The sequence below is a fragment of the uncultured Algimonas sp. genome (genome assembly GCF_947498175.1).
Taxonomy (GTDB): domain Bacteria; phylum Pseudomonadota; class Alphaproteobacteria; order Caulobacterales; family Maricaulaceae; genus Litorimonas.
Genome location: NZ_CANMJB010000014.1, coordinates 21,367 through 44,222, shown reverse-complemented (window position 1 = coordinate 44,222; position 22,856 = coordinate 21,367). Strand labels below are relative to the sequence as shown.

Sequence of the window (22,856 nt, the reverse complement as noted above, 5' to 3'; positions counted from 1 at the left end):
CCCTTCGCGTCCTTTGGGACGCGTGTTCCTGCGGAACAAGGTTTGCGACGATTGCCGTTGGCAATCTTAGACCCGCATGGCGGGACGCAAACCTGAGGGGGCGAGGTGGGAACAATTGTCGTACCTGTCGGTTGATCCGTCATCGCAACATTACGGGAGACTTTCCATGCGTACACGAAACCTGCGTACCCTTGCCATTGCCGCTATCGTCGGCCTGGCCGCGACGGCTTGCGCCACCGTGGACCGGACCTATGACCGCGCCGACCTCGATGTTTGCGACGCGCGCTCCTACGCCGTCTTCTTCCCGACCGGATCGTCGGCCCTGAATTCGGGCGCGCAAGATACGATCGAGGAAGCCGCCATGGCCTATGACGATTGCGACCTGTTCCGCATCGAAGTGGTCGGTTACGCCGACAGCGTCGGCAATAGCGCCGCCAATCTGCGCTTGTCGGAAGACCGCGCCGAATCCGTGCTGGACGCACTGAACGACCGGGGCATCCGGGCCGACCGCGCCAGCGTCGTGTCGATGGGCGAGCGCACCATCATCGACGACAACGAGCCGGACGCGTTCGAGCGCCGCGCCGTGGTCACGCTGATCCCCGACATGTAGACGGGCGTGCACCGGACAAGAAAAAGGCAGGTCCGCGGACCTGCCTTTTTTGTTCTTGTGGAAAAGAGCGGGCCTCTAGAAGCGGCGTCCGCCCGCGCGGACGCGGACCGATTGCGGCGCTGGGGGGATCAGCGTTTCGAACGCCGTCTTGGCCTGCATGAAGGCGCCGATATTGGCGTAGGGGCTGTCCGGATGGAAAAACTTGGCTTTCTTGCGCCAGGCGGACCGGATTTCGGCTTCGCGCGCATTCATGGGACAGCCAAGGGTGAGAAGCGCTTTCTGGCGGGTCATGAGACAGGCCGTCCTTTCATGTTGAGAGCGATGTGATTAATGCATCGTGAATATGGCCAGAGTGAGTCAACAAGGCCCTAAGAGGCGTGGTTAACGGCGCGCTTCCAAGCAAGGATCAAGGTTATGACGGACTCCATTCCGGGTTCCCCGACGGCGACGGACTATCTGTCCGACGAAAGCGAGCGCGACCTGTCCTGGATCGCGGCGGACGATCCCATTGCGCTGTTCGATGCGTGGCTTGCCGCGGCGCGCGAAACGGAACCGAACGATCCCAACGCCATGTCTGTGGCGACCGTGGGCGCCGACGGGCAGCCGGACGTGCGCATTCTGCTGCTCAAGGGCCTGTCGCCGGACGGGTTCGCCTTCTACTCCAATTCCGAATCCGCCAAGGGGCGGCAGCTGGCCGAAGTGCCGCGTGCTGCGCTCTGCTTCCACTGGAAGTCGCTGCGCCGCCAGGTCCGGGTGAGGGGCAAGGTGGCGCCTGTCGGGGCGGAGGGCTCGGACGCCTATTTCGCCAACCGCGCGCGCGGATCGCGCCTGTCGGCTTGGGCGTCGGACCAGTCGCGGCCCGTCGAGGACCGGGACGAATTGCTGGCCGAAATGGATGCGACCGAAGCCCGCTTCGACGGCGAGGACGTGCCGCGCCCGCCGCACTGGATCGGCTACCGCGTCGTGCCGGACGCCATCGAGTTCTGGCAGGACGGGGCCTTCCGTTTGCATGACCGCATTCTGTTCACCCGCACCGACCGGACCAGCGGCAACACGGGCTGGGGGAAGACTCGTCTTTATCCGTGAGCCGCGCTAAGGCGGGCACATGACCGATAGCGACCCGACCGAACCCTTGCCCGATCACGGCCCCGTCGTGACCGAAACGGCGCGGCCCGTCGATCACGGCCATGTGCCCAGACGGGTGCGCCTGCGCCGATGGATCCTGTGGGCGGCGCTTGCGCTCGCCATCCTCTCGCCGCTCTGGTTCATGCTGGCTGGGCTGGGCGCGAAGTGGGGCCTGTGGTCATGGCGCACGGGGCTCGGAACGATGACCCGCGAGATCGGGCCCATGCTGCTGGCGGCGACGCTGGCAGCGGGGCTGATCGCCTTGGCGGCCTGGTTCTTCATCAAGCCGCGCAAGGGACTGCTGATCGGTTTGCTGGCCGTTGCCGTGCCCGTCCTGGCCTTCGCATATCAGCGCGGGGTCCAGGCCAAGGCAGCGGAGTTGCCCTTCATTCACGACATCACGACCGATACGCAGGATCCGCCGGTTTTCGGCGCCGCCATCATGGCCGAGCGCGAGGCGACGCCCGGCGTCAACACGGTCGACTATGCCGGCAAGCGCGCGAGAGGCGAGGGCAGCGAGCTGGTCTCGGCCCTGCAGACGCAGGCCTATCCCAAGATCCGAACCCTGGTGCTGAGCAAGCCGCCGCAGACCGTCTTCGGCCGTGCCGAACAGGTCGCGCGCGATCTGGGCTGGGCGATCAAAGAGGCCGATCCCGCCGCGGGCCGCATAGACGCGACCGATACGACCTTCTGGTATGGCTTCAAGGACGATGTGGCCATCCGCCTGCGCCCGGCGCCGGGCGGCGGCACGCGGCTGGATGTGCGCTCGGTCAGCCGGGTCGGCGGGTCTGATCTCGGCGCCAATGCCGAACGCATCGGCGCGTTCCTCGACCGGATGGCGGAGTAGGGCGACCTAGGCGGCGGTCCTGTATTCCCGCCGCAATCCGTCCGGCCCGTCGGCCGTGACGCGGCCCGTCTTGCGCATGTGGATCAGATGGGACAGCACGCTGTGCGCGGCGGCCGGATGCAATCGCGTGTCCACGTCGCGGTAGAGGTCTGCGACGATCGCCCCGATGGTGGTCAAGCCGGCTTCGATGGCGTCCGCGATCTGGCGTTCGCGGGCCAGGCGGTGATCGATATAGGCTTGCACGAAGGGGCGGACATCGTGGATGGCCGGGCCGTGCGTCGGGCGGATCACGTCGAAATCCAGATCGAGGACGCGCCGCAGCGATGCCAGATAGTCGCCCATGTCCCCGTCCGGCGGCGAAACGACCGAGGTGGACCAGCCCATGATATGATCGCCGGAGAACAGGCAGTTCTCCTCGCTCAGCGCAAAGCACAGATGGTTGGATGTGTGACCCGGCGTATGGATCGCGGTGAGCGTCCAGTCCGGCCCGTCGAACCGTTCGCCGTCGCGGATTTCCACGTCGGGCTTGAAGGACAGGTCATCCCCTGCTTCCAGGCGGATTTCCCCGCCTTGGGGCGGTACGGGCTGCGAGCCGTAGCCATAGACCTTGCAGCCATGCCGAGCCGCCAACGGTGCGGCCAGCGGGCTGTGGTCGATATGATGATGGGTGACGAGGACATGGCTGACCGACTTGCCGTCCAGCGCCCGGTCGAGCGCTTCGCGATGGGGGGACGTGTCCGGACCGGGATCGATCACGCAGACGCTTTCCCCGCCGCCGACGATATAGACGCCCGTGCCCGTGTAGGTGAACGGTCCCGGATTGTCCGCGACGACCCGCGTCACGCGTTCGCTCAACCGGTCGGGAACGCCGTAGTCGAAGGTGAAGTCTCTGACGAACGGAATGGCCATGGATGCAGTGCCCGGCACGTCCACGCGCCGCAGCGGTCCCTGTTGCGGCCCGATCTGTCGTGGCGGGACCTCTTTGAGAGGATTCATAAATGCTCGGCCGCGTGGCGTCCAGACGCAACCCCGCTTCGTCGCCGTGACAATACCGTGACGTTCGGGTGGTCCGTCCAGCTGACGCGCTTGACGCGACAGATCCTTGGCTGCGGATGTCAATCGCGAGAAAGGCATGTCATTGCAGCCTCCCCCAACAGGGCCTGCCGCTTCAGGGCCTACTCTATCGCAGGCAAGGGCGCGCGCAATTCCTGGGTGCCGTTTTGCAGGGCGGAGCGGGCGCGCATGAGGGTCTGCACTTCCGGCAGGTCCATCACGGCGCCGAGGCGTTCCAGGCTCTGCGCGGTGCCGGCTGAGCCGGTCAACAGTTCGTTGAACAGCTCTTCGCGGGTTTTGGGGCGGGGGAAGCGGCGCAGGCGGACAGCCTCGTCTTCGTCGATCTCGGCCAGGCGCTTGGCGGCGCGAAGGGCGGTGTCGAAGCCGCCGAGCTCGTCCACCAAACCGCGTTCATGGGCTTGGCGACCGGTCCAGACCCGGCCTTCGGCCACTGCGATGACGGCGTCGCGGCTCATGTCGCGGCCGCTGGCGACCACGCCGACGAAGTCGTCATAGATCTGGTCCATTTCGCGGCTGAACCCTTCGAGCTGTGATTCGGTGAAGGGTTCGTCGGTGTTGTAGGCCCCGGCATAGTCGCCGCCGATGCGCACCGCCTCGACGTTGAAGCCGACATTGGCGAACGTCTCCTCCAGCGCGAACTTGCCGCCGAACACGCCGATCGAACCGGTGATGGTCTGGGGCAGGGCGACGATATGGTCGGCCGGCGCGGCGATATAGTAGCCGCCGCTGGCGGCGTACTGACCCATGCTGACGATCACGGGCTTGCCCGCATCCTGGATGCGCTTGACGGCGGCCATGATCTGGTCGGAAGCGGCCGCCGAGCCGCCGGGCGAGCTCACGCGCAGCAGGACCGCCTTCACATCCTCTTCCTCCAGTGCGGCATCGAGCGCCGCCGCCATGGATTCGCCGCCGATATTGGCGGCCGGGTTGAAGATGTCCCTGCTGCCGCCATCGCCGGGCATGATTGCGCCCTGGCCTTCGACGAGGGCAATGACGGGTTGGCCGTAATGGCCTTTCGGTGCGTAATCGGCGATCGGTTTGAAGACGGTATCCTCGTCCTGCGTCAGCGTCTCGATATGGTCGCGCGCCTCTTCCAGATAGCCGAGCCGGTCGATGAGGCCGGCATCGAGCGCTGCGCTGGCGCTATGCGGCGCCGTGTCCAGCAAACCGAGCAGCTGCGTCCGGTCCAGACCCCGGTCCGCAGCAATATTGCCCACGGCATCGTCGAAGACGGATGTCAGATAGCTGGTCGTGGCTTCCAGATGTTCCGGCGTGAAACCCGTTTCCGTGTAGGTGTTGACCGCGTTCTTGTAGGCGCCGTGGCGCACGAATTGCGGTTGGGCGTCGATCTTTTCCATGACGCCGCCGAGGAATTCGGTCTGGGAATAGAGCCCAGCCGTTGCGATCGATGTGCTGGCCTGCAGCCAGATTTCGTCCGACGCGCTGATCGCCTGGTAGGGGATGATGGACGTGCTGTTCAGCCCCTGGGCGTGAGTGATGACGAATTTGTCCGATTCGCGGAAGTCCAGAAGGGCGAGGCGCAACTCCTCGGCGCTGGCCGGGGCCATGCCGAAACTTTCGCCGCGGATGAACACGCCCTTTACCTTGTCGTCTGTCTTGGCGCGGTCGAGCGCCCGAACGATGCCGACGACGGAGGGATCGCTGTCGGCGAACAGGCTCGGCGGCGTGGGCGAATCGATCAGCGGCGCGCGCAGATCGATTTCCAGCACCAACGTGCCGCCGGTCTCCTCACCGCCCGTTGCGATGGCGGCGAGCGAGACAAAGAACATCATAAGGAGGAAGAAGAACAGGAACAGGCCGATCACGACACCCAGGACGGTGATGAAGAAGACCTTCGTGCCGCTCAGGCGTTTGCGGGGATGGATGATGTCGGCCATGCCTGTCTCGTTTGTGTTGATCCTGCGCGTCGTCGGTCCGCAAAATGTAATTTACCGTTTTTCGATATGTGGCACGTCCCGGGGCGATTGAAAAGGGCCATCGTCAGCCGCCTGTGCCGCAGGCTGCAATCCGGGGGAAATTCGCCGTTGCCTTTTGGGAAAGTCGCTCATAAAAGCCGCGCTCACCGGAGATGGGCGGACGGTTTTCCAAGACCGAAGCGCCGCGGGTCGATGGGGTGTAGCCAAGTTGGTAAGGCAACGCTTTTTGGTAGCGTGTACCGCTGGTTCGAGTCCAGCCACCCCAGCCATCCCGCCCCGATTCTCCCAAAGCCTTGCAGTTGCCCGACCGCACAATCAATGGCTGCAATCCATGGGAAAAATCTATAAGTAACAATAGGATGCAATATCCGACACCGTCACAATTCCGACAGTTTTTCGTAACATGGGTAAAAAAACGAAGGCTTCGCGAAGGTTCCCAAATAAAACCGTTGCGGAGTCGCCGAGGTAGTGATTGATTAAGACTTATCGCCCGTGTAGGCGACCGCACGACACGGCTCGACAAGAAGCCGCGCTGAATGGAGGACGTGAGTGGTGCCAACCCTAATTGCCCGGCAGTTTGCTCTGAGTGCAGCTGCCTGCTTGGGTGTCGCCTTGGCGGCGACTGCATCCCACGCACAGGACGCGGACGAGTCTCCTGAGGCGGTGCCGCCCGTATCCACCGCGCCGCTGGCCGACCAGTACAGTGCCGTCCTGCAAGAGATAGCCGACCGCCGCATCAACATCGCCCAGCGCGATTTCTATGTCCGCCAACAGCAAGCCCAGATCGAAGAGCTCAGCGCCCAGATCGAAGCGGCCGCGGATACCGATGCCAGTCAGGCGCTGCTGCCGATGGTGCGCGAGATGGTGGCTGAAATCGAAAAGGTCATGGTGGCCGACCTTCCGTTCCGCGTCGAGCGCCGGTTCACATTGCTCGACGTTCTTCGCGAGGATCTGCAAGGCGACAATGTCGCCGTCGGCGATGCCTACCGTCGTGCCATGGAGCTCTATGGCCAGGAAGTGAATTACGGCTACCAGGTCGGTTCCTATACCGGCAACAACCCGATCGCCGAACGCCAGGGGCGCCGGTTCCAGGCTTGCCAGGAAGATGTCGACTCCGCGCTGTGCGACCTGAACGACGAGCAGCGTCGCGCGCTCAACAGCGGGGCCGAGATCACCGATCTCGAAGATCAGCTCTACGACGGCAACTATATCCACTTCGGCCGTCTCGCTCTGCTCTATCTGGAGCGCGACAGTTCCGAAGGCTACCGGTTCAACCAGGCCGGCGGCGAATGGGAAGCGCTCTCCAACGCCGAATTGCTCGGGCTTCGCCAGAGCGTGCGGATCGCCCGGGGCGAATCCGCCATTTCCACGATTTCGGCTCCGATCCGCATCGGTGAAGCCGGAGCGGATGCCAGCTAGGCCATGCACAAGCGCATTACGGGACTTGAAGATATGAACCAGACTTGGAAGGACATCATGCCGACTACATCCATCGCCAAGCGGGCCTGGCTCGCCTGCGCCGCAGGGGCGATGGCCCTGGGCGGCACGCTGGCCCTGTCGCTCCCGGCGCAGGCGCAGCTCGACACCGCCCTGTCCGCCGCGCGGCAGTCCACCGCATCCTCGGCCGCCGCCCAGCGCCAGGTCGAAGAGGCCGACGACGCCGCCGGTTCGGCGGTCCGCGAATACCGCGCCGTGCTGCAACAGCTCGACAATACGCGCCTGTTCGTGGCGCAGCAGCAGATCTTCCTCGACAGCCAGTCGTCCGAAATCGCCTCGGTTCAGAACCAGCTCGGCACGGTGGAGCAGATCAAGCAGGGCATGAGCCCGATGATGCTTCGCATGACGGTCGCGCTCGAAGATGCGATCCGCGCCGATGTGCCGTTCCGCGTCAACGAGCGGTTGGGCCGCATCGAACGCGTGCAGAACGCGCTGGCAAACCCGGCCGTCTCTCCGGCCGAACAGTATCGCCAGGTGCTCAACGCCTATAAGATCGAAGCGACCTACGGCTATTCCACGGAAAGCTATGAGGGCGTGCATCCGGAAGAGCCGGGCAACGTGGTCGACTTCATCCGTTTCGGCCGTACGTCGTTCATCTTCCTCGACAAGCGCGACGGTTCCGCCAAGCGCTATGACATGGGCCAGGGCGGCTGGGTGCCGCTCAACGAGGTCGATGCCCGCCAAATCCGCCAGACGATCCGCGTCGCGCGCGAACAGGCCGCGCCGGAAGTCATCTTCGCGCCTGTCGCGGCCGGCTCTTAAATCAAACCAGGGAAAGACAAGACCATGAAGTTCTTCAAATCCGCAATGGCCGCCCTGATGACGGCTCTGGCAGGTTCGGTCCTGCTGTCGGCTCCGGCCTTCGGCCAGATCAACTCCATCCAGGAGCTGCTCAACCAGGTGCGTTCAGACGCCGCCGAGCAGGAGCGCATCAACCAGCAGCGCGTCGCCGAGTTCCAGTCCAGTGCCAGCGAGCAGACGGCCGAGTTGCAGCGCGCGCGCAACGAACTGGCCCAGCTCGAGGCTCGCGCCCGTCAGGTTGAGGCCAGTTTCCAGGCCAACCAGAACCGTATCGACGAGTTGAAAGGCCAGCTGACCGAAGCGCAAGGCGAATTCGGCGAAGTGTTCGGTCTGGCCCGGTCCATGGCCGGTGAGTTCAAGTCCACGCTGGACCGTTCGCTGATCACGGCGCAGTTCCCCAATCGCACCGAAGTGCTGGGCCGCGTCGCCGAATCCGATGCGTTGCCGTCCGCCATCGATCTGAACGCCATCTGGCAGACCATGCTCAACGAAATCGAGCAGCAGCGCGAGGTCGAGACCTTCAGTGCGCCAGTCGCCGGGATCGAGGGCGCGGCCGACGTGACGCGCGTCGGTCCGTTCGTTGCCTTCAACCAGGACGGCCAGTTCCTTCAGTACAACCCCCCGCAAGCGACGGGCGAAGACCTGCCGCTCCTGTCGCTGCTGCCGGCCCAGCCGGGCGGCGCGATCCAGTCGGCTGCCAATGACGTCCTGTCCGCGAATGCGGGCGACGTGGTCTATGCGCCGATCGACCCGACGCGCGGCGAACTGCTCAAGACCTTCGATCTGCGTCCCGGGCCGTGGGAACGCGCCATGCAAGGCGGTCCCATCGGCATGATCATCATCGGACTCGGTCTGATCACGGCGGCCCTCGGCATCCTGTTGATCGTGCGTCTGTTCCTGATCCGCATGGCCGTGGCCGGACAGAAGCGTAAATCGCAGCCGTCCAAGTCCAACGCGCTGGGTCGTGTCATGCTGGCCTATGAAGGCGCCCGCAACGCGGATGCCGACACGGTCGAGCTGAAACTCGACGAGGCGATCCTGCAGGAAAGCCCGAAGCTGGAGTTCGGTCTGAACTTCATCAAGCTGATCGCCGGTATCGCACCGCTGCTCGGCCTGCTCGGCACCGTGACCGGCATGATCCAGACCTTCCAGGCCATGATGATCTACGGTGCGGGTGACCCGCAGCTGATGGCCGGCGGCATCTCCGTGGCCCTCGTGACCACCATGCTGGGCCTGATCGTGGCGATCCCGCTGCTGATCATCCACAGCTTCGCCGCCAGCTTGGCGCGCGGTGTCCAGTCGACGCTCGAAGAGCAGTCCGCCGGCATCGTGGCCCGCCACGTGGAATCGCGCGGCGTCGGCACGGTCGGTGTTGCGCCCATGACGAACATCTAAGCGTTGGCGGGGCCCTTGCGGCCCTGCCAACCAGCCACGGCGCGGCGGCATTCGCCGCTTCGCGCCGCCACAGCTGACCTTCGAAAGGCGACCCAATGGGCAATATCATCGGCGGCCTTCAAAGCTTCCTGCAGCAGGGCGGACCTGTCCTGATCCCGATCGCGATCCTCATCTTCGTGATGTGGACCTTCATCTTGGAGCGGATCGCCTACTATCTGATCGCCCACAAGCCGATGAAGAGCCGCCTCAAGGCCGAATGGGACGCCCGCGCCGACAGGTCGTCCTGGCGGGCGCTCGCCATCCGCGACGAAATGATCAGCCAGGTCAAGGAGCGCACCATTTCCAACGTGTCGCTGATCAAGACGCTGGTCGCCCTGGCTCCTTTGCTCGGCCTGCTCGGCACGGTGACCGGCATGATCGACGTGTTCGACGTGCTGGCCTATTCCGGATCGTCGTCCGCGCGCCTCATGGCCGGCGGTGTGTTTCGGGCCACCATCCCGACCATGGCCGGCATGCTCGCCGCTCTGTCGGGGCTCTATTTCTCAACCGTCCTGCCGCGCTGGAGCGCGCGCGAGACTGCCCGCTTCGCCGACGAGCTCGTCGTCGACCGCGGTCCCGTGATCGCATAAGGAGGCCGCCGCCATGAGACGCAACCGCCGCCGCAACCGCGACGACGAAGCCGATGTCGACATGACGCCGATGCTCGACATCGTCTTCATCATGCTCATCTTCTTCATCGTCACCGCCGTGTTTCTCGACGAAACCGGCCTCGACCTGACGCAGCCGCCGCCGCCGCCCGAAGACCAGCCGCCGCCGCCCAACAGTCCTCCGGCCATCACCGTCTATGTCGATGAAAACAGCCAGTGTTCCGTGGACGGGGCGCGGTCCACCTGCAGCGGCGTCATGGCCCGGGTCGAACGCCAACTGGCCGACAAGCCGGGGGCGTCCGTCATTTTGCGGTTCCATCCCGAGGCCAAGCACGACGTGCTGGTCCAGTTGAAGGACGGGGTGGACGGGCGCGGCATGCAATCCAAGATCGAAGTGATCGAGGGTGCGGCATAAGGCTCGGATCGACGGGCCGCATCGGCCTCGATCCGCCGACTGTAGCGGCATATTGCCGATGCGACAGATTTTTGGTATAAGGTAACTTTATGGCACGCCGTTCCCGCACCGTAATCGAAGACGAAGGCACGGAACTGAACATGACGCCGATGCTCGACGTCGTCTTCATTCTCCTGATCTTCTTCATCGTCACGTCGGTTTTCGTGAAGACGCCCGGCTTGGAGCCGATCCAGCCGGACGCCACGACGGATGCCGAATGGAATCCGACCATTCTGGTCGCGGTGGACAGTTCGTCCAACATCTGGATCGACAAACGTCCCTATCAGATCGAGGAAATCCGGCCGATCCTGACCGCCATGCGGGACGAAACGCCGAAAGCGAACGCCATCATACAGGCGGACCGGAACGCCGATGTCGGAACCGTCATGGGGGTTCAGGAACTGTTCCAGGACCTGGGTGTCACCACCCGCGTCGGAACCGAATAGGAAGGAAACGAGATCATGGGTGCTTTGCGCTGGTTGGCCATCATTCCCGCGGCGATCGTCACGGTCGTCCTGTTCGTCCTCATGATGAGCCTCATCTCCGAGGAGTTCAAACCCGAGGACAAGCTCGAGCTGGATTCGTTCGAGATTAATCCGAAGGTCGAGGAAATCGAGATCCTGGAGCGAAAGACCACGATTACTGAGGTCAAGAAGATCGAAACGCCGCCCCCGCCGCCGCAGATCGAACGCGCCAAGGCCGACCGTCCGTCGGAGCCGATCGCCTCGATGGAGGGCGCCGTGCCGGAGTTCGAAGCCCCCGAAATCGACCGGTCGCAATTCCAGATCACCGTGTCGGACCGCGACGCCCAGCCTCTGGTGCGCATCCCGCCCATCATGCCGCCCCGCGCCGAGAAATCCGGGCATTGCAACGTGAAGTTCAACGTCAGCCCCGAAGGCCAGCCTTTCGACGTCGTCGCGACCTATTGCACCCAATCGGTCTTCGAGCGCCCGACCATTCGCTCGGTCCAGAAGTGGAAATACAATCCGAAAATTCAAGAGGGGCGCCCGGTCGGACGGGTCGGCGTGATCTCCAAGGTCAGCTTTCGCCTTCAAGACGAACGAGGCAATATCATTCCGGAATAGGGATGTCTGACTGAAACGTGATGTTGTGGAGCGGTTCCACCCTCTCCCAATGCATGCAGCCCGATCCCATCTCGGATCGGAGAGACGAACCGGCCGTCTTGCGGCCTGCACGGGACAAGTCGGCCCAGCGCCGGTTTGGTAAAGAACAATTCGGCTTCACGCCGCGACGCTACGGGAGACGACCATGACACATCGTTCGATCACGACATTCGCAAAGCGCACCGGACGGCGATCTGCCGCCTTGCTGGGTGCGAGCCTGTTGACCGTCGCCGCTCTCGGCGCCGCCGCACCGTTCGGGACGGATACCGCATTCGCCCAGGACGACGAACAGCAGCCGGCCGAGGGCCGTCAGTTCTCCGCCGCCGCGGGTGAAAAAGTGGCCGAAGCGCAAGAGGTCATGGAGACCAACCCGCAACAGGCCGTCAACATCCTCAACGGATTGATTTCATCGGACACGCCGCTCAACCCTTATGAGAAGTCCATCATCTACCAGATGCTCGGCCAGACCTATAGCGATCTGAAGAACACGTCCCAGTCCTTGCGGTCCTTCGAAGCGGCGATCAGCTCCGGCGGTCTGCTGCCCAAGGATGAAGACACGATCAAGGTGATCATCGCCCAATTGATGATCATGAACGAGCAGTACACCGAAGGGGCGGAACGGCTGGAGCAATATCTGCGCGAAGGTCTGCGCGAAGAGCCCTCCCACGTCGATCTGCTCGTCAATGCCTGGACCCAAGCGGAAAACTATAAGCGCGCTCTGCCATGGGCGGAAAAATGGTTCAACCAGGCGAACCCGAAAGAGCGCAAGCATTTCGACCTGCTGAATTTCATCTACAACAATCTCGGCATGACCGGCAAACAGGCCGACATCGTCAAGGAAATGATCCAGAAATGGCCGGAGGACAACACGCTGTGGAACAGCTGGGCCTCCATGCTCGGCAATGGCGGGCGCGAGGAAGACGCGTTCGAGGTCAACAAGATGCTTTATCTGGGCGGCGCGTTGACCACTGAAGACGACATCAAGAAAGTCATCCAGTACTACTCCTTCTACGAGATGCCCTATCAGGCGGCGCAGATCCTGGAACGCGAGATGAGCAATGGCCGCATTGCCCGGACGGCCGAGAACCTCGAAGAGCTGTCCAAATATTACCGCACGGCCCGCGAATACGACAAGGCGATCCCCGTGCTGGAAGAGGCGGCCCGGTCGTCCAATTCCGCCAAGCTCTATGCGGCGCTGGGAGAGGCATACTACAATGAGGGGAATTGCGAAAAGGCGCAGGAATCGTTCGGCAATGCCATCTCCCGCGGTTACGACGCCGGCAAATCCTGGATGCAGGTGGCCAATTGCATCTACGATTCCACGCAAAACGCCGAGCGTCTGACCTGCGACATGACGCCGGAGGAGATGGACAATGCGCCGATCACCCGCATTCGCGCCCGCGCCATCGAAGCATTCCGCAAGGTGCCGTCCGGTTCGCGCGAGTCGCGCAATGCCCGCAAATGGATCCAGTTCGTCTCCGACGAGCGGTCCGCTGTCGAGCGCCGTTGCGAATTCGAGAAGAATGTCGAGAAGGAGCTGTGCTTCTCCAAGATCAAGCTGGCTTATGACAATCTCGTCTTCGCCGGAGGTGATTTCAATCTCGACGATGAGAGCTGCGCACGGTTCAAGGACGAGTATGACTCGCTCTATGTGCGCACGACGACGGGATAGGAATTCCGCTAAAGCCCAAATTATCGACCCAGCCGCAAGGCTGGGTTTTTCGTATCTGCACGAGACACTTTCGCGACGCCTCAAAATCCGTTATGTAATAACGGTAATGTGAAAGGTGCCGACATGATAGCGATCCGGAACGTCCCCGAATTGGACAAGTCATCGACGAAGTTTCGATTCGGCCGATGGCGTCACCTCGTTGCTCCGGTCCTGGCGGTCGGCGTTACGGTCTCCCTCTTGCTGGTCATGACGACGCTGATTTCGGAAGAGTTCACGCCGCAAGACACGATCGAGTTGGCCGCGTTCGAGATCAACGCCAAACCGGACGACACCGTCCTGATCAAAGACCGCAAACCGCCGCCGCGTCCGGACATCATCGACGTTCCGCCACCGCCGCCCGCTGTGGAGATTCCGCAGACCCGGATTCCGAGCGAACCGATCGTCGGCACGGCTCAACCGGGTCCTGTCCTGGATCTCGAGGCGTTCATCGTCCCGACGCGTTACGACATGGCGATACAGGACGGCGATCCGGCGCCGCTCGTGCGCATCCCGCCTGTCATGCCGCCACGCGCGATGCGGTCGGGCCATTGCCGTGTCGCCTTCGACATCGGCGCGGACGGCCGGCCCTTCAATGTTCGGGCATCCTATTGTTCACAGAGCCTGTTCCAGCGCGCCGCCGAGAAATCGGTCGGCAAATGGACCTACCGGCCCGAAATTCGCGACGGCCTGCCGGTCGCCCGGACCGGGTTCGAGACCCGCATCCGTTTCGATCTGCGCGACGAAAGAGGCGACGTCATTCCGGAGTAGCGGACCTCAGCCCTTGTGGGAAAAGACGAGCGCGGCCGTGATCGCGGCGGCGCCGAATTCCTCTTCGCGCGGGATGACGCCCTTCCGGATATAGTCGAGCACTTCCGGTCCCAGCGAGGCCGTCAGCGACCAGTTCCAATAGCGCAGCACGGTCTGCGCCTTGTCCGTCGAAATCGTGTCATAGGTCTCCATGGCGCGGGCTAAGGCCGGGGCGGGCGTGCCGTCATCGGCCTGGGTCGGGCGGCCCAAGGCGATCCAGAACGCTTCCAGATGTTCGCGCGACAGGCCGGGCGCCTTGCAGAAGACGGCAATCGGCTCGCCGCCCGCATCGGTCAGGATCTGCGCCCCCGTCGCCGGTTTGATCCCGGCCATGTAGGCGATCTCCTCCATGGCGGTGCGGGTCAGGCCGGTCCGCCTGATATCCTCGATTGCGGCTTCCAGACCGTCATAGGGGGAGCGCTGGACCGCCACCCGGTTGCGCTGGCGCCGTTCGATGAATTGCAGCGCCTTGCGCACGCCTGAGTCGTTCCAGCCTTCCGCGGCGGCCAACGCGTAGAGATCGGCGCAACTGTCCTGCAGCACATGCCGGGTCACGGCGAACCGTTTCAGGATGCGCCGCCGATTGGCCGTGTCCGCCCACCAGAACATGGTGAGACCATGGCTGGGGCGGAGTTCGTCGCGGCGGGCCAGCAGTTCCACATAGGTCTGGTGCGCGCGCGATGCGACGAGGATGCGCTGCAGCGCCGTATCGGACAGGTTCGCGTCCCTGTTCTTCAGCAATGTCTCGACGACGTCCTCTTCCATGAATTCGACCAGCACGTCGGCCACGGCATCGGACAGGTGCCGCCGCTGGGCGATTTCCTTGCGGTGATGCAGTTTCACCTGCCGGGCGATCTGGATGAGGTCCGAATCGGTCAGGCTCTTGGAGTTTTCCAGCACGTGCCGGGCGATGCGGATCTCGTCCTTGGCCAGAATGAGCAGAATGGTGCGCGGCGCCTCGTTGAGCATGACGAGGCGCTTGGCCACCGATTCCCGGATGTCGGCTTCCGTGGAGCGCAACAGTTCGACCAGCACGTCGCCAGCCATATGGCGTTCCTGCGGCGTGAGCTTGGACGCGGGCAGGCAGATCGCGTCCGCCAACCGCTTGACCAGCTGGCGCCGCACCGCACCCGGCCTGGGCGCGGCCTGCATGGCGGAATCGAGCTCGAGCGTCTGAGACATGAGGCCCCGTATCGATGCGAACCGCGAAAAGCGGTGGCGGAGACGAAAATGGTAAATGGGAGCCCTTAACACTCCGTGAGCGGCGTCCTAGAGCGCGTCCCATGACACACACACCGCCCCGCGCCGATAAGCGCCCGCTCGCCCAATCCCGCTTCGGCCATGACTGGTCCGACGATTATGCTTGGCTGAAGGACGAGAACTGGCAGGCCGTGCTGCGCGACCCGGCCAAGCTATCGCCCGACATACGCGCCCATCTGGAGGCCGAGAACGCCTACACCCAGACCGTGCTGGGGCCGCTGTCCGACCTGGAAGAGACCTTGTTCGAGGAAATGAAAGGCCGGTTGGAACCAGCGCGCTCATCGACTAAGTTGCCGGACGGGCCGTGGCGCTATTACCACCGGTATGAGCCGGGACACGAGCATGGCACCTACATGCGTGAGCCGCGCGACGGCGGGCAGGCGGTGACGCTGCTCGATGCCGAAACGCTGTCCGAAGGCGCGGACGGTTTCTTCGATATCGGCGATGTCAGCCACAGCCCCGATCACGCGCGGCTGGCCTATGGTCTGGACCTCAAAGGGTCGGAGAACAACGAGGTCTTCATCAAGACCGCAGAAGGCGCCGAGGCTCGGTTCACGGGGATCGACAAGGCGGCCGGCGCGCTGGTCTGGGCGGCGGATAGCGAGACGCTGTTCTGGGTCGAACGCGACGAAAACCAGCGCCCGTCTGCCGTGCGCTATCGCAGCGTCGATGCGGACGGCGAGGGAAGGCTCGCCTATGAAGAGTCGGATCCCGGTTTCTTCGTGGGGGTCGGCACGTCGGACGATGACCGGCACATCACGATTTCGGCGCACGACCATACGACGAGCGAAGTCTGGGCCGTGCCGATGGACGACCCAGCCCGGCCGCCCGTCTGTTTCGCGCCGCGCCGGACCGGCGTGGAGTACAGCGTGTCGCCGCAGGACGGTCGCAGCTACATCCTGTCCAATGACCGCAAGGCGGTGGATTTCGCCGTCTTTCAGTCCGGCACGCCGCTGGGCGAGGCAAGTGACCCGGCGGAATGGCAGTCTTTCATCGATCACGAACCGGGACGGCTGATCCTCGGTCTGGAAACCTACGCCGGGCACATGGTCCGGCTGGAGCGCATCAATGCCCTGCCGCGCATCGTCGTGCGCGATATGGAGAGCAGCGAGGAACACGGCATAGAAATGGACGAACCGGCCTATTCGCTCGGTCTGGTCGGCGGGTATGAATACGATACCACGACGCTGCACTACAGCTATAGCAGTCCGACGACTCCGGCTTCGGTCTATGCCTATGACATGGCGAGCCGAGAACGCACGCTGATGCGTCGCCAGAGCGTGCCGAGCGGTCACGATCCGGCCGATTACGCCACGCAACGCATCGAGATCACGGCGCGCGACGGGCAGAGTGTGCCGGTGACTTTGCTCTACAAGCGAGGCATCGAGCCGGACGGCACGAACCCGTTATTGCTCTACGGTTACGGCTCTTATGGTCACACCATTCCGGCCGACTTCCGCACGGCACGGCTGTCCCTCGTGGACCGGGGGGTCGTCTATGCCGTCGCCCATATCCGTGGTGGCATGGCCAAGGGCTATGGCTGGTACGAAGCAGGCAAGCTGGCCGGAAAGGTCAACACCTTCAACGATTTCGTCGATGCCGGACGGGCGCTGGCCGATCTGGGATGGACGGCGCGCGGGCGCATCATAGCGCATGGCGGATCGGCAGGGGGTCTGTTGGTCGGAGCAGCGCTCAACCAGGATCCGGGCCTGTTCGGCGCCGTGATCGGAGCCGTGCCTTTTGTGGACGTGCTCAATACGATGAGCGACGCCGACTTGCCGCTCACCCCGCCCGAATGGCCCGAATGGGGCAATCCGCTGGAAGACGAGACCGCCTTCCGGACGATCCTGTCCTATAGCCCCTATGAGAACGTGATGGAGGCTGATTATCCGCCCGTCCTGATCACGGGCGGCCTGACCGATCCGCGCGTGACCTACTGGGAGCCCGCGAAGTGGGCGGCAACGCTGCGCGACCACCAGACGGGCGAGGCGCCGATCCTGCTGAAGATGAACATGGATGCGGGGCATCAGGGCGAAAGCGGGCGGTACAAATCTCTGAAAGAGACGGCGACGGAATATGCGTTTGCGTTGATGGCCGTGGGTTTGTCCTAGCCGGTTTGTCGTCCTGCCGGCGAAAGGGCACCGGGCGCAGCATGGCGAGCAGGATGGTCTCTCGTTGCCGCGCGGCACTCCAGCGCGCCAAGCGGCAGCGAGGGCTCAAGGCCTGTGCCGGAGATCCTACCGGAAAGATGGTCGAGAGGGCCAGTCTTTACGCAAACCGCCCCGTCGTCCGGTTCTTTTCCAGCTCTTGCGCTCCGATCACTCGCCCGTTCATCACGCCGTAGACCCCCGGCGCGCAGACTTGCGCCGCGACGACCGCCCCGCCCAGATTGAAGCCCGCATCGGACCGGCCCAGCGAATGGGGCCGCATCGCGCCGGTCAGCACGACGGTGCGGTCCTGCACGCGTTCGGCGATGAACCGTGCCGTCACGCCCATCGTGCCGGTGCCGTGGATGATGACGATATGCGTTTCCGGCGCCTTCAGAATGGCGTCGACCAGCTGCCGGCGGTCGGAATCGATCATGTCCAGGCTGTCCAGCGTCATGAGCTGTTCGACGCGCGGAAAATCGGCACGGGCCTGCGCCAGGATGGCCGGAACGCAAGAGCCTTCCTCGCGGTCGAAGACCAGCGCTTCGCGCACCAGATCGTGGACCTTGTCGAGCGTGCCGCCCGTGGTGAGGATGAGAACGTCCATAATCAGACTCCTGAACGCGGATCGAACGGCCGGGGAACAGCCATGCGCATTCGCGGGTTCTTCTTTCGCGTGCTTGCGCCACACCCTATATAGGGCATGTCAGCAATCGGGAGACCCCATGATCCTCACCATGATGAAAGGCAAGATCCACCGTGCCACGGTGACTCAGGCCGATCTGCATTACGAAGGGTCGATCTCGATCGATCGGGACCTGCTCGACCTGGCTGGTATCCTGCCCAACGAGCAGGTCGACATTCTGAACATCACCAATGGGGAACGGTTCACCACCTATGCCATCACCGCGCCGCGCGGGTCCAAGACCTTCGGCCTGAACGGCGCGGCGGCGCGCAAGGTGCAGCTGGGCGACAAGGTCATCATCATCACCTACGCCCAGATGGATGCCGACGTGGCAAGAAGCTACGACCCGAAAGTCGTGCTGCTGGACGAGGATAACGAGGTCATCAGCCCGCCTTTGGCGGCGAATGGCTGACGATACGGGCCGCTTCGGGCGTCCCTATTCATTCCGGACAGGTCTTCCGAGGCGCCGATCTCATTTACGCAGGGGCATCGGTGCGGCCGCGGGGCTTTTGCCGCGGCGGGGGTGTAAAAGTCCTTCCGCGAAGGCCGATTACGACTGCCACTTCGGTTGATGACATCGGAGCGGACGATCTGGGGAGTGGACGATCTGGGGTGCGGGGAGCGGCACGCGTTTACCGGCTCTTCGCGAAAGGCGCGTCTTGCGGTAAAAATGGACCGTTCGACCCTTGCAAAATGCCCCCGGTTCGGATGTTCGCGGATATGATGTCCCACATTGCAGATCTGACGGCCTTTGCGGCCCGTCCGATCGAGCATGGAAAACGAATGGCTTCCTCCATACGGTTGAGAGAGCTTAACGCCGCACCATGAAAAAAGCCCGCCTTGCGGCGGGCTTTCCTCATTCGGGACTGGAACAAGAAACTATTCTTCTTCCTCGCGTTTGGGTTGGTTCGGAGCCGGGTTGGCGCCGTCGATCGCTTCGAAGTTGGGCGAGTCGTTACCCAGGTCTCCGCCCAGCGTGACATTTTCCGGATCCTTCTTCTCGGCGGGGATCGGATCGGGATGCGCGGCGCGGCTGAGTTCGGCTTCGGTCGCCTGCAGCTCGGACGCATCTCCCTCGACAACGGCTTCGCCCGCGACTTCGTCGGGCGCTTCGCCGCCTTCGAACATTTCGGCTACGATTTCGGCGCGCTCCTGAGCGGCGTCTTCGGCGTCGGCGCGTTCGGCAGCCATCTGCGTGGCGATGACATCCTCGCCCTTGGCCTGGCGCTCCGCTTCGTCCTCGGACCGGGCGACATTGACCGTAATCGGCACGCTGACCTCGGCGTGCAGACGGACCATGACGTCGTGGACGCCGAGCGTCTTGATCGGCTGATCGACGATGATCTGGTTGCGCTTGACCGAGATGTCCTTGAGCATCAGCGACTCATAGATGTCGCGCACGGAGACGGAGCCGTAGAGCTGTCCGGTGTCGCCGGCGCGGCGGATCATGGTGACCTGCGTGCCGTCGATGGACTTGCCGTCCTGAGCGGCTTTTTCCGCGTTTTCGGCGTTGCGCTGTTCGAGATATTCGCGCTCGGCTTCGAACCGGACACGGTTGGCCTTGGTCGCGCGAAGAGCCTTGTCCTGCGGGATCAGGAAGTTGCGGGCGAAGCCGGGCTTGACGCTGACGACGTCGCCCATATTGCCGAGCTTGTCGACGCGTTCGAGTAGAATGACGTCCATGACTATTTCACCTCGTAAGGGAGCAGGCCGAGGAAGCGGGCGCGCTTGATCGCCTTCGCCAGCTCGCGCTGCTTCTTGTGGGAGACGGCCGTGATGCGCGCCGGTGCGATCTTGCCTTTTTCGGACATGTAGCGCTGCAGCATCTTCGGGTCTTTGTAATCGATCGTCTGGCCGTTCTCGCCGGAGAAGGGACAGACCTTGCGGCGGCGGCGGAACGGGGTCCGGCTCGGCAGGTTTTCGATGCGGATGTCTTGTTTGGCCATGATCAAACCTCCTTAGTTGCGGTCGCGGCGCTTGCGCTCTTCGCGCTTTTTCAGGATGGGCGACGGGTCTTCGTTGAATTCTTCCACGCTGACGGTCATGTAGCGCAGCACATCTTCGTTGATGCGGTGCTGGCGCTCGATCTCGTGCAGCAGGCCGGGTTCGGAGTTGACCTTCAGCAGGCTGTAATGCGCCTTGCGGTTCTTGTTCATGCGGTAGGCGAGATTGCGCAGACCCCAATATTCGGCGCCTTCGACGGTCGCGCCGAGAGTCTCGATCTTGGACGCAAGCGTCTGCATGAATTCTTCGACTTGGGTGGACGAAATGTCCGGGCGCGTCAGCACCACATGCTCGTAGAGAGCCATAGCGTAAGCCTTCTGATCGTGGCGACGGCGACGAACGCCCGAGAAGGTGGGGCGTCACGTCGGTGGATAGGCGGTTCGGAAGGATTCCAAAGCCCACCGTCGACCGGTGAAGCGCAGGCCGATAAAGGGAAGGAAGGTTGGTATCAAGGAGGAATTGCGGTTGGAGTGGTCCATCTTCCTTTCCCGTCGGAAGAAGGAAGAGTTACGACTGGCGAAGCCTGCCCGTCCTCACTATACCGCTTTTCTCACCACGCCGGAGCGCCCATGATTTTCGCCTTCACTTTTCCCGGACAGGGCAGCCAGTTCGTCGGCATGGGCAAGGCGCTGGCGGACGGATCGCCTGCGGCGCGCGACGTGTTCGACCGCGTCGATGCCGCGCTGGACGAGACACTGTCCGATCTGATGTGGAACGGTCCCGCCGACGCGCTGACCCTGACGGCCAACACGCAGCCCGCCCTGATGGCGTGCGGCATGGCGGCGATGGCGGCGCTGGAAGAGGCGCACGGCATTACGGTCGATCAGGCGAAGTTCGTCGCCGGACACAGTCTGGGTGAATATACGGCGCTCTGCGCGGCGGGGGCGATCAGCCTGGAAGACACGGCGCGTCTGTTGCGCATTCGCGGTAACGCCATGCAATCGGCCGTGCCGGAGGGCAAGGGCGCGATGGCGGCATTGCTGGGAGCGTCGTTCGAACAGGCCGAGGCCGTCATTGTCGCCGGGCAGGCAGTCGGAGATTGCCAGATCGCCAACGACAATGCGCCGGGCCAGATCGTGATTTCCGGATCGAAGCAGGCCGTGCACGCGGCCGCGGAGGCTGCCAAGGGGCTGGGCGTGAAGAAGGCGGTGATCCTGCCCGTCTCCGCTCCGTTCCACTGCGCCTTGATGCAGCCCGCGGCCGATGCCATGGCGGATGCGCTGGAGGATGTGGACATCGAGGCGCCGGTCGTGCCGGTCGTCAACAATGTCCAGGCCGAGCCGGTCACCGACCCTGTACAGCTTCGCACGGACCTCGTCACGCAGGTGACGGGCCGCGTGCGCTGGCGCGAAAGTATGCAGTTCATGGCCGACAAGGGCGTCGATCTGTTCGCGGAACCGGGCTGCGGCAAGGTGCTGTCCGTCATGATGCGCCGCGCCCTGCCGGATGCCAAGGGCCTGCCGCTGGACACGCCGGAGGCGTTGGCGGACTTTGCGAGGATGGTGAAACAATAAATTCTCCGCTCATCCCGTGCCTCGACACGGGATCCAGCAAATCTGCGTGAGCGGAGCGAACTCCACATAGGTCATGTTCGTCACGAATGCGGCCTGGGCCCCGGCTTTCGCCGGGGTGAGCGAAAACACAGGAGAGAACCATGTTCTCACTCGAAGGAAAGCGCGCGCTGGTGACCGGTGCGACGGGTGGTCTGGGCGGCGCGATCGCGCGCACCCTCCACGCGGCGGGCGCCCATGTCGCGTTGTCTGGCACGCGAGCGGAGAAGCTGGAGAGCCTCGCCGCGGAGCTGGGCGAGCGCATAGCGGTCACCCCCGCCAACCTGTCAGACGGCGACGCCGTCGATGCGCTGCCGGGGCAGGCGGCGGACGCGCTGGACGGTCCGGTCGACATCCTGGTCGCCAATGCCGGGATCACGCGCGACGGGCTGCTGATGCGCATGAAACAGGAGGATTTCGACGACGTCATCAAGATCAATCTGGAAAGCTACTTCCGGCTCGCCAAGGCGTGCTTGCGTCCGATGATGAAGGCGCGGTCGGGTCGCATCATCGGCATCACCTCGGTCGTCGGCGTGACCGGCAATCCCGGGCAGACCAACTACGCCGCGTCCAAGGCCGGCATGATCGGCTTTTCCAAATCGCTGGCGCAGGAAGTCGCTTCGCGCGGGATCACGGTCAACTGCATCGCGCCGGGCTTCATCAGCTCGCCCATGACGGACGAACTCAACGACGCCCAGCGCGAGGCGACCCTGTCGCGTATCCCCATGGGCACGCTCGGCACGGGCGAGGATATCGCCCATGCGGCGCTCTATCTGGCGTCTGACGCGGCGAACTATGTCACGGGACAGACCCTGCATGTGAATGGCGGCATGGCGATGATCTGACGTGCCTCCGCCTGCTTTCGTCCTTGTCTATCTGACCCCCTGCGCGGTCATTGCTATTGATTGGACCGGGAATGGCAGAAGGCCTATCCGACGGAGAACGACTTGCACGACTAGCTGTTCCAGCCTTCCTTGAAGATGGTCGGGGTCTGGATCGCCGCTTTTCCTCTGAAACGCCGTTCATTCTTGAAACCGTGCCGGTCTGCGGGATCCAGTCATCCTGGTCATCGCGGACACACGGTCCTGAGAGTTTGCCATGCGTGACTTATCCCCGATCGCAGGGTAGCGCCCCTGCGACCCCTGTGCTAGTCGCGGGCGGGCAAAAAACCCGGCTGGGGT

General features: G+C 63.6%; 24 protein-coding genes and 1 tRNA gene. 17 read left to right on the top strand and 8 right to left on the bottom strand.

The annotated features are described in order from the left end of the window. Nucleotides 1–166: 166 nt before the first annotated feature. Nucleotides 167–610, top strand: a complete 444-nt coding sequence (locus Q0718_RS13090; RefSeq protein ID WP_298918835.1) for an OmpA family protein — start codon at nucleotides 167–169, stop codon at nucleotides 608–610. A 75-nt stretch (nucleotides 611–685) separates the two neighbouring features. Here the strand turns inward: Q0718_RS13090 and Q0718_RS13085 are convergent, their stop codons facing one another. Beyond that, nucleotides 686–901 carry a DnaJ domain-containing protein gene (locus Q0718_RS13085; RefSeq protein WP_298918832.1) on the bottom strand — a complete coding sequence of 72 codons (216 nt, stop codon included), beginning with the start codon at nucleotides 899–901 and terminating at the stop codon, nucleotides 686–688. A 123-nt stretch (nucleotides 902–1,024) separates the two neighbouring features. Here Q0718_RS13085 and pdxH point away from each other — a divergent pair, with 123 nt between their 5' ends. Further along, the gene (gene pdxH / locus Q0718_RS13080) at nucleotides 1,025–1,696 is read left to right on the top strand and encodes a pyridoxamine 5'-phosphate oxidase (protein ID WP_298918829.1); all 672 of its coding nucleotides are present in this window, start codon (nucleotides 1,025–1,027) and stop codon (nucleotides 1,694–1,696) included. Nucleotides 1,697–1,715: 19 nt separating this feature from the next. Next, nucleotides 1,716–2,582 (top strand): DUF1499 domain-containing protein, encoded by an 867-nt coding sequence (locus Q0718_RS13075; protein ID WP_298918826.1) that lies wholly within the window; start codon nucleotides 1,716–1,718, stop codon nucleotides 2,580–2,582. Between the two features lie 6 nt (nucleotides 2,583–2,588). Here the strand turns inward: Q0718_RS13075 and Q0718_RS13070 are convergent, their stop codons facing one another. Both Q0718_RS13070 and sppA read right to left on the bottom strand, forming a co-directional pair. Continuing rightward, nucleotides 2,589–3,491, bottom strand: coding sequence for an MBL fold metallo-hydrolase (locus Q0718_RS13070; RefSeq protein ID WP_366523892.1), 903 nt, complete (start codon nucleotides 3,489–3,491; stop codon nucleotides 2,589–2,591). Nucleotides 3,492–3,757: 266 nt separating this feature from the next. After that, a complete protein-coding gene (gene sppA, locus Q0718_RS13065) occupies nucleotides 3,758–5,554 on the bottom strand; it encodes a signal peptide peptidase SppA (protein WP_298918821.1) in 1,797 nt (598 codons plus the stop codon). A 232-nt stretch (nucleotides 5,555–5,786) separates the two neighbouring features. On the opposite strand from sppA, the gene Q0718_RS13060 reads away from it, so the two are divergent. The 10 genes from Q0718_RS13060 to Q0718_RS13015 all read left to right on the top strand — a co-directional run bounded on the left by Q0718_RS13060 (nucleotide 5,787) and on the right by Q0718_RS13015 (nucleotide 13,990). After that, nucleotides 5,787–5,862, top strand: a tRNA-Gln gene (locus Q0718_RS13060). Between the two features lie 343 nt (nucleotides 5,863–6,205). Beyond that, a complete protein-coding gene (locus Q0718_RS13055; protein WP_298918817.1) occupies nucleotides 6,206–7,012 on the top strand; it encodes a DUF3450 family protein in 807 nt (268 codons plus the stop codon). A gap of 57 nt (nucleotides 7,013–7,069) precedes the next feature. Then, nucleotides 7,070–7,852, top strand: a complete 783-nt coding sequence (locus Q0718_RS13050) for a DUF3450 domain-containing protein (RefSeq protein ID WP_298918815.1) — start codon at nucleotides 7,070–7,072, stop codon at nucleotides 7,850–7,852. Nucleotides 7,853–7,876: 24 nt separating this feature from the next. After that, nucleotides 7,877–9,286, top strand: coding sequence for a MotA/TolQ/ExbB proton channel family protein (locus Q0718_RS13045; protein ID WP_298918812.1), 1,410 nt, complete (start codon nucleotides 7,877–7,879; stop codon nucleotides 9,284–9,286). Between the two features lie 95 nt (nucleotides 9,287–9,381). Continuing rightward, nucleotides 9,382–9,915, top strand: a complete 534-nt coding sequence (locus tag Q0718_RS13040) for a MotA/TolQ/ExbB proton channel family protein (RefSeq protein WP_298918809.1) — start codon at nucleotides 9,382–9,384, stop codon at nucleotides 9,913–9,915. Nucleotides 9,916–9,928: 13 nt separating this feature from the next. Continuing rightward, the gene (locus tag Q0718_RS13035) at nucleotides 9,929–10,348 is read left to right on the top strand and encodes a biopolymer transporter ExbD (RefSeq protein ID WP_298918806.1); all 420 of its coding nucleotides are present in this window, start codon (nucleotides 9,929–9,931) and stop codon (nucleotides 10,346–10,348) included. Between the two features lie 89 nt (nucleotides 10,349–10,437). Continuing rightward, entirely contained in the window at nucleotides 10,438–10,833 is a 396-nt protein-coding gene (locus Q0718_RS13030) for a biopolymer transporter ExbD (protein ID WP_298918804.1), read from the top strand. Between the two features lie 15 nt (nucleotides 10,834–10,848). After that, nucleotides 10,849–11,472: an energy transducer TonB gene (locus Q0718_RS13025; protein WP_298918801.1), complete on the top strand. Its 624-nt coding sequence runs from the start codon at nucleotides 10,849–10,851 to the stop codon at nucleotides 11,470–11,472. Nucleotides 11,473–11,656: 184 nt separating this feature from the next. Continuing rightward, a complete protein-coding gene (locus Q0718_RS13020; RefSeq protein WP_298918798.1) occupies nucleotides 11,657–13,183 on the top strand; it encodes a hypothetical protein in 1,527 nt (508 codons plus the stop codon). A 123-nt stretch (nucleotides 13,184–13,306) separates the two neighbouring features. Then, entirely contained in the window at nucleotides 13,307–13,990 is a 684-nt protein-coding gene (locus Q0718_RS13015) for an energy transducer TonB (RefSeq protein ID WP_298918792.1), read from the top strand. 6 nt (nucleotides 13,991–13,996) lie between these two features. Here the strand turns inward: Q0718_RS13015 and Q0718_RS13010 are convergent, their stop codons facing one another. After that, complete coding sequence (locus tag Q0718_RS13010) at nucleotides 13,997–15,211, bottom strand: DUF2336 domain-containing protein (RefSeq protein ID WP_298918789.1); 1,215 nt, start codon at nucleotides 15,209–15,211, stop codon at nucleotides 13,997–13,999. Between the two features lie 101 nt (nucleotides 15,212–15,312). Between Q0718_RS13010 and Q0718_RS13005 the strand changes: the two genes are divergently transcribed. After that, nucleotides 15,313–17,400 carry a S9 family peptidase gene (locus tag Q0718_RS13005; RefSeq protein WP_298918785.1) on the top strand — a complete coding sequence of 696 codons (2,088 nt, stop codon included), beginning with the start codon at nucleotides 15,313–15,315 and terminating at the stop codon, nucleotides 17,398–17,400. 157 nt (nucleotides 17,401–17,557) lie between these two features. Here the strand turns inward: Q0718_RS13005 and Q0718_RS13000 are convergent, their stop codons facing one another. Further along, the gene (locus tag Q0718_RS13000) at nucleotides 17,558–18,043 is read right to left on the bottom strand and encodes an asparaginase domain-containing protein (RefSeq protein WP_298918782.1); all 486 of its coding nucleotides are present in this window, start codon (nucleotides 18,041–18,043) and stop codon (nucleotides 17,558–17,560) included. 118 nt (nucleotides 18,044–18,161) lie between these two features. Here Q0718_RS13000 and panD point away from each other — a divergent pair, with 118 nt between their 5' ends. Continuing rightward, on the top strand, nucleotides 18,162–18,533 hold the full coding sequence (gene panD, locus Q0718_RS12995; protein ID WP_298918779.1) for an aspartate 1-decarboxylase: 372 nt from the start codon (nucleotides 18,162–18,164) through the stop codon (nucleotides 18,531–18,533). A 467-nt stretch (nucleotides 18,534–19,000) separates the two neighbouring features. On the opposite strand, the gene rplI is transcribed toward panD, so the two are convergent. From rplI to rpsF, 3 genes are read right to left on the bottom strand one after another with little or no spacing between them, the layout of a single operon-like run. Beyond that, entirely contained in the window at nucleotides 19,001–19,804 is an 804-nt protein-coding gene (gene rplI, locus Q0718_RS12990; RefSeq protein WP_298918776.1) for a 50S ribosomal protein L9, read from the bottom strand. A 2-nt stretch (nucleotides 19,805–19,806) separates the two neighbouring features. Beyond that, nucleotides 19,807–20,067, bottom strand: coding sequence for a 30S ribosomal protein S18 (gene rpsR, locus Q0718_RS12985; RefSeq protein WP_298918773.1), 261 nt, complete (start codon nucleotides 20,065–20,067; stop codon nucleotides 19,807–19,809). Between the two features lie 12 nt (nucleotides 20,068–20,079). Next, complete coding sequence (gene rpsF, locus Q0718_RS12980) at nucleotides 20,080–20,430, bottom strand: 30S ribosomal protein S6 (RefSeq protein WP_298918770.1); 351 nt, start codon at nucleotides 20,428–20,430, stop codon at nucleotides 20,080–20,082. 264 nt (nucleotides 20,431–20,694) lie between these two features. Between rpsF and fabD the strand changes: the two genes are divergently transcribed. Both fabD and fabG read left to right on the top strand, forming a co-directional pair. Beyond that, entirely contained in the window at nucleotides 20,695–21,639 is a 945-nt protein-coding gene (fabD, locus tag Q0718_RS12975) for an ACP S-malonyltransferase (protein WP_298918767.1), read from the top strand. 140 nt (nucleotides 21,640–21,779) lie between these two features. Continuing rightward, the gene (fabG, locus tag Q0718_RS12970; RefSeq protein ID WP_298918764.1) at nucleotides 21,780–22,520 is read left to right on the top strand and encodes a 3-oxoacyl-[acyl-carrier-protein] reductase; all 741 of its coding nucleotides are present in this window, start codon (nucleotides 21,780–21,782) and stop codon (nucleotides 22,518–22,520) included. Nucleotides 22,521–22,856: the final 336 nt, after the last annotated feature.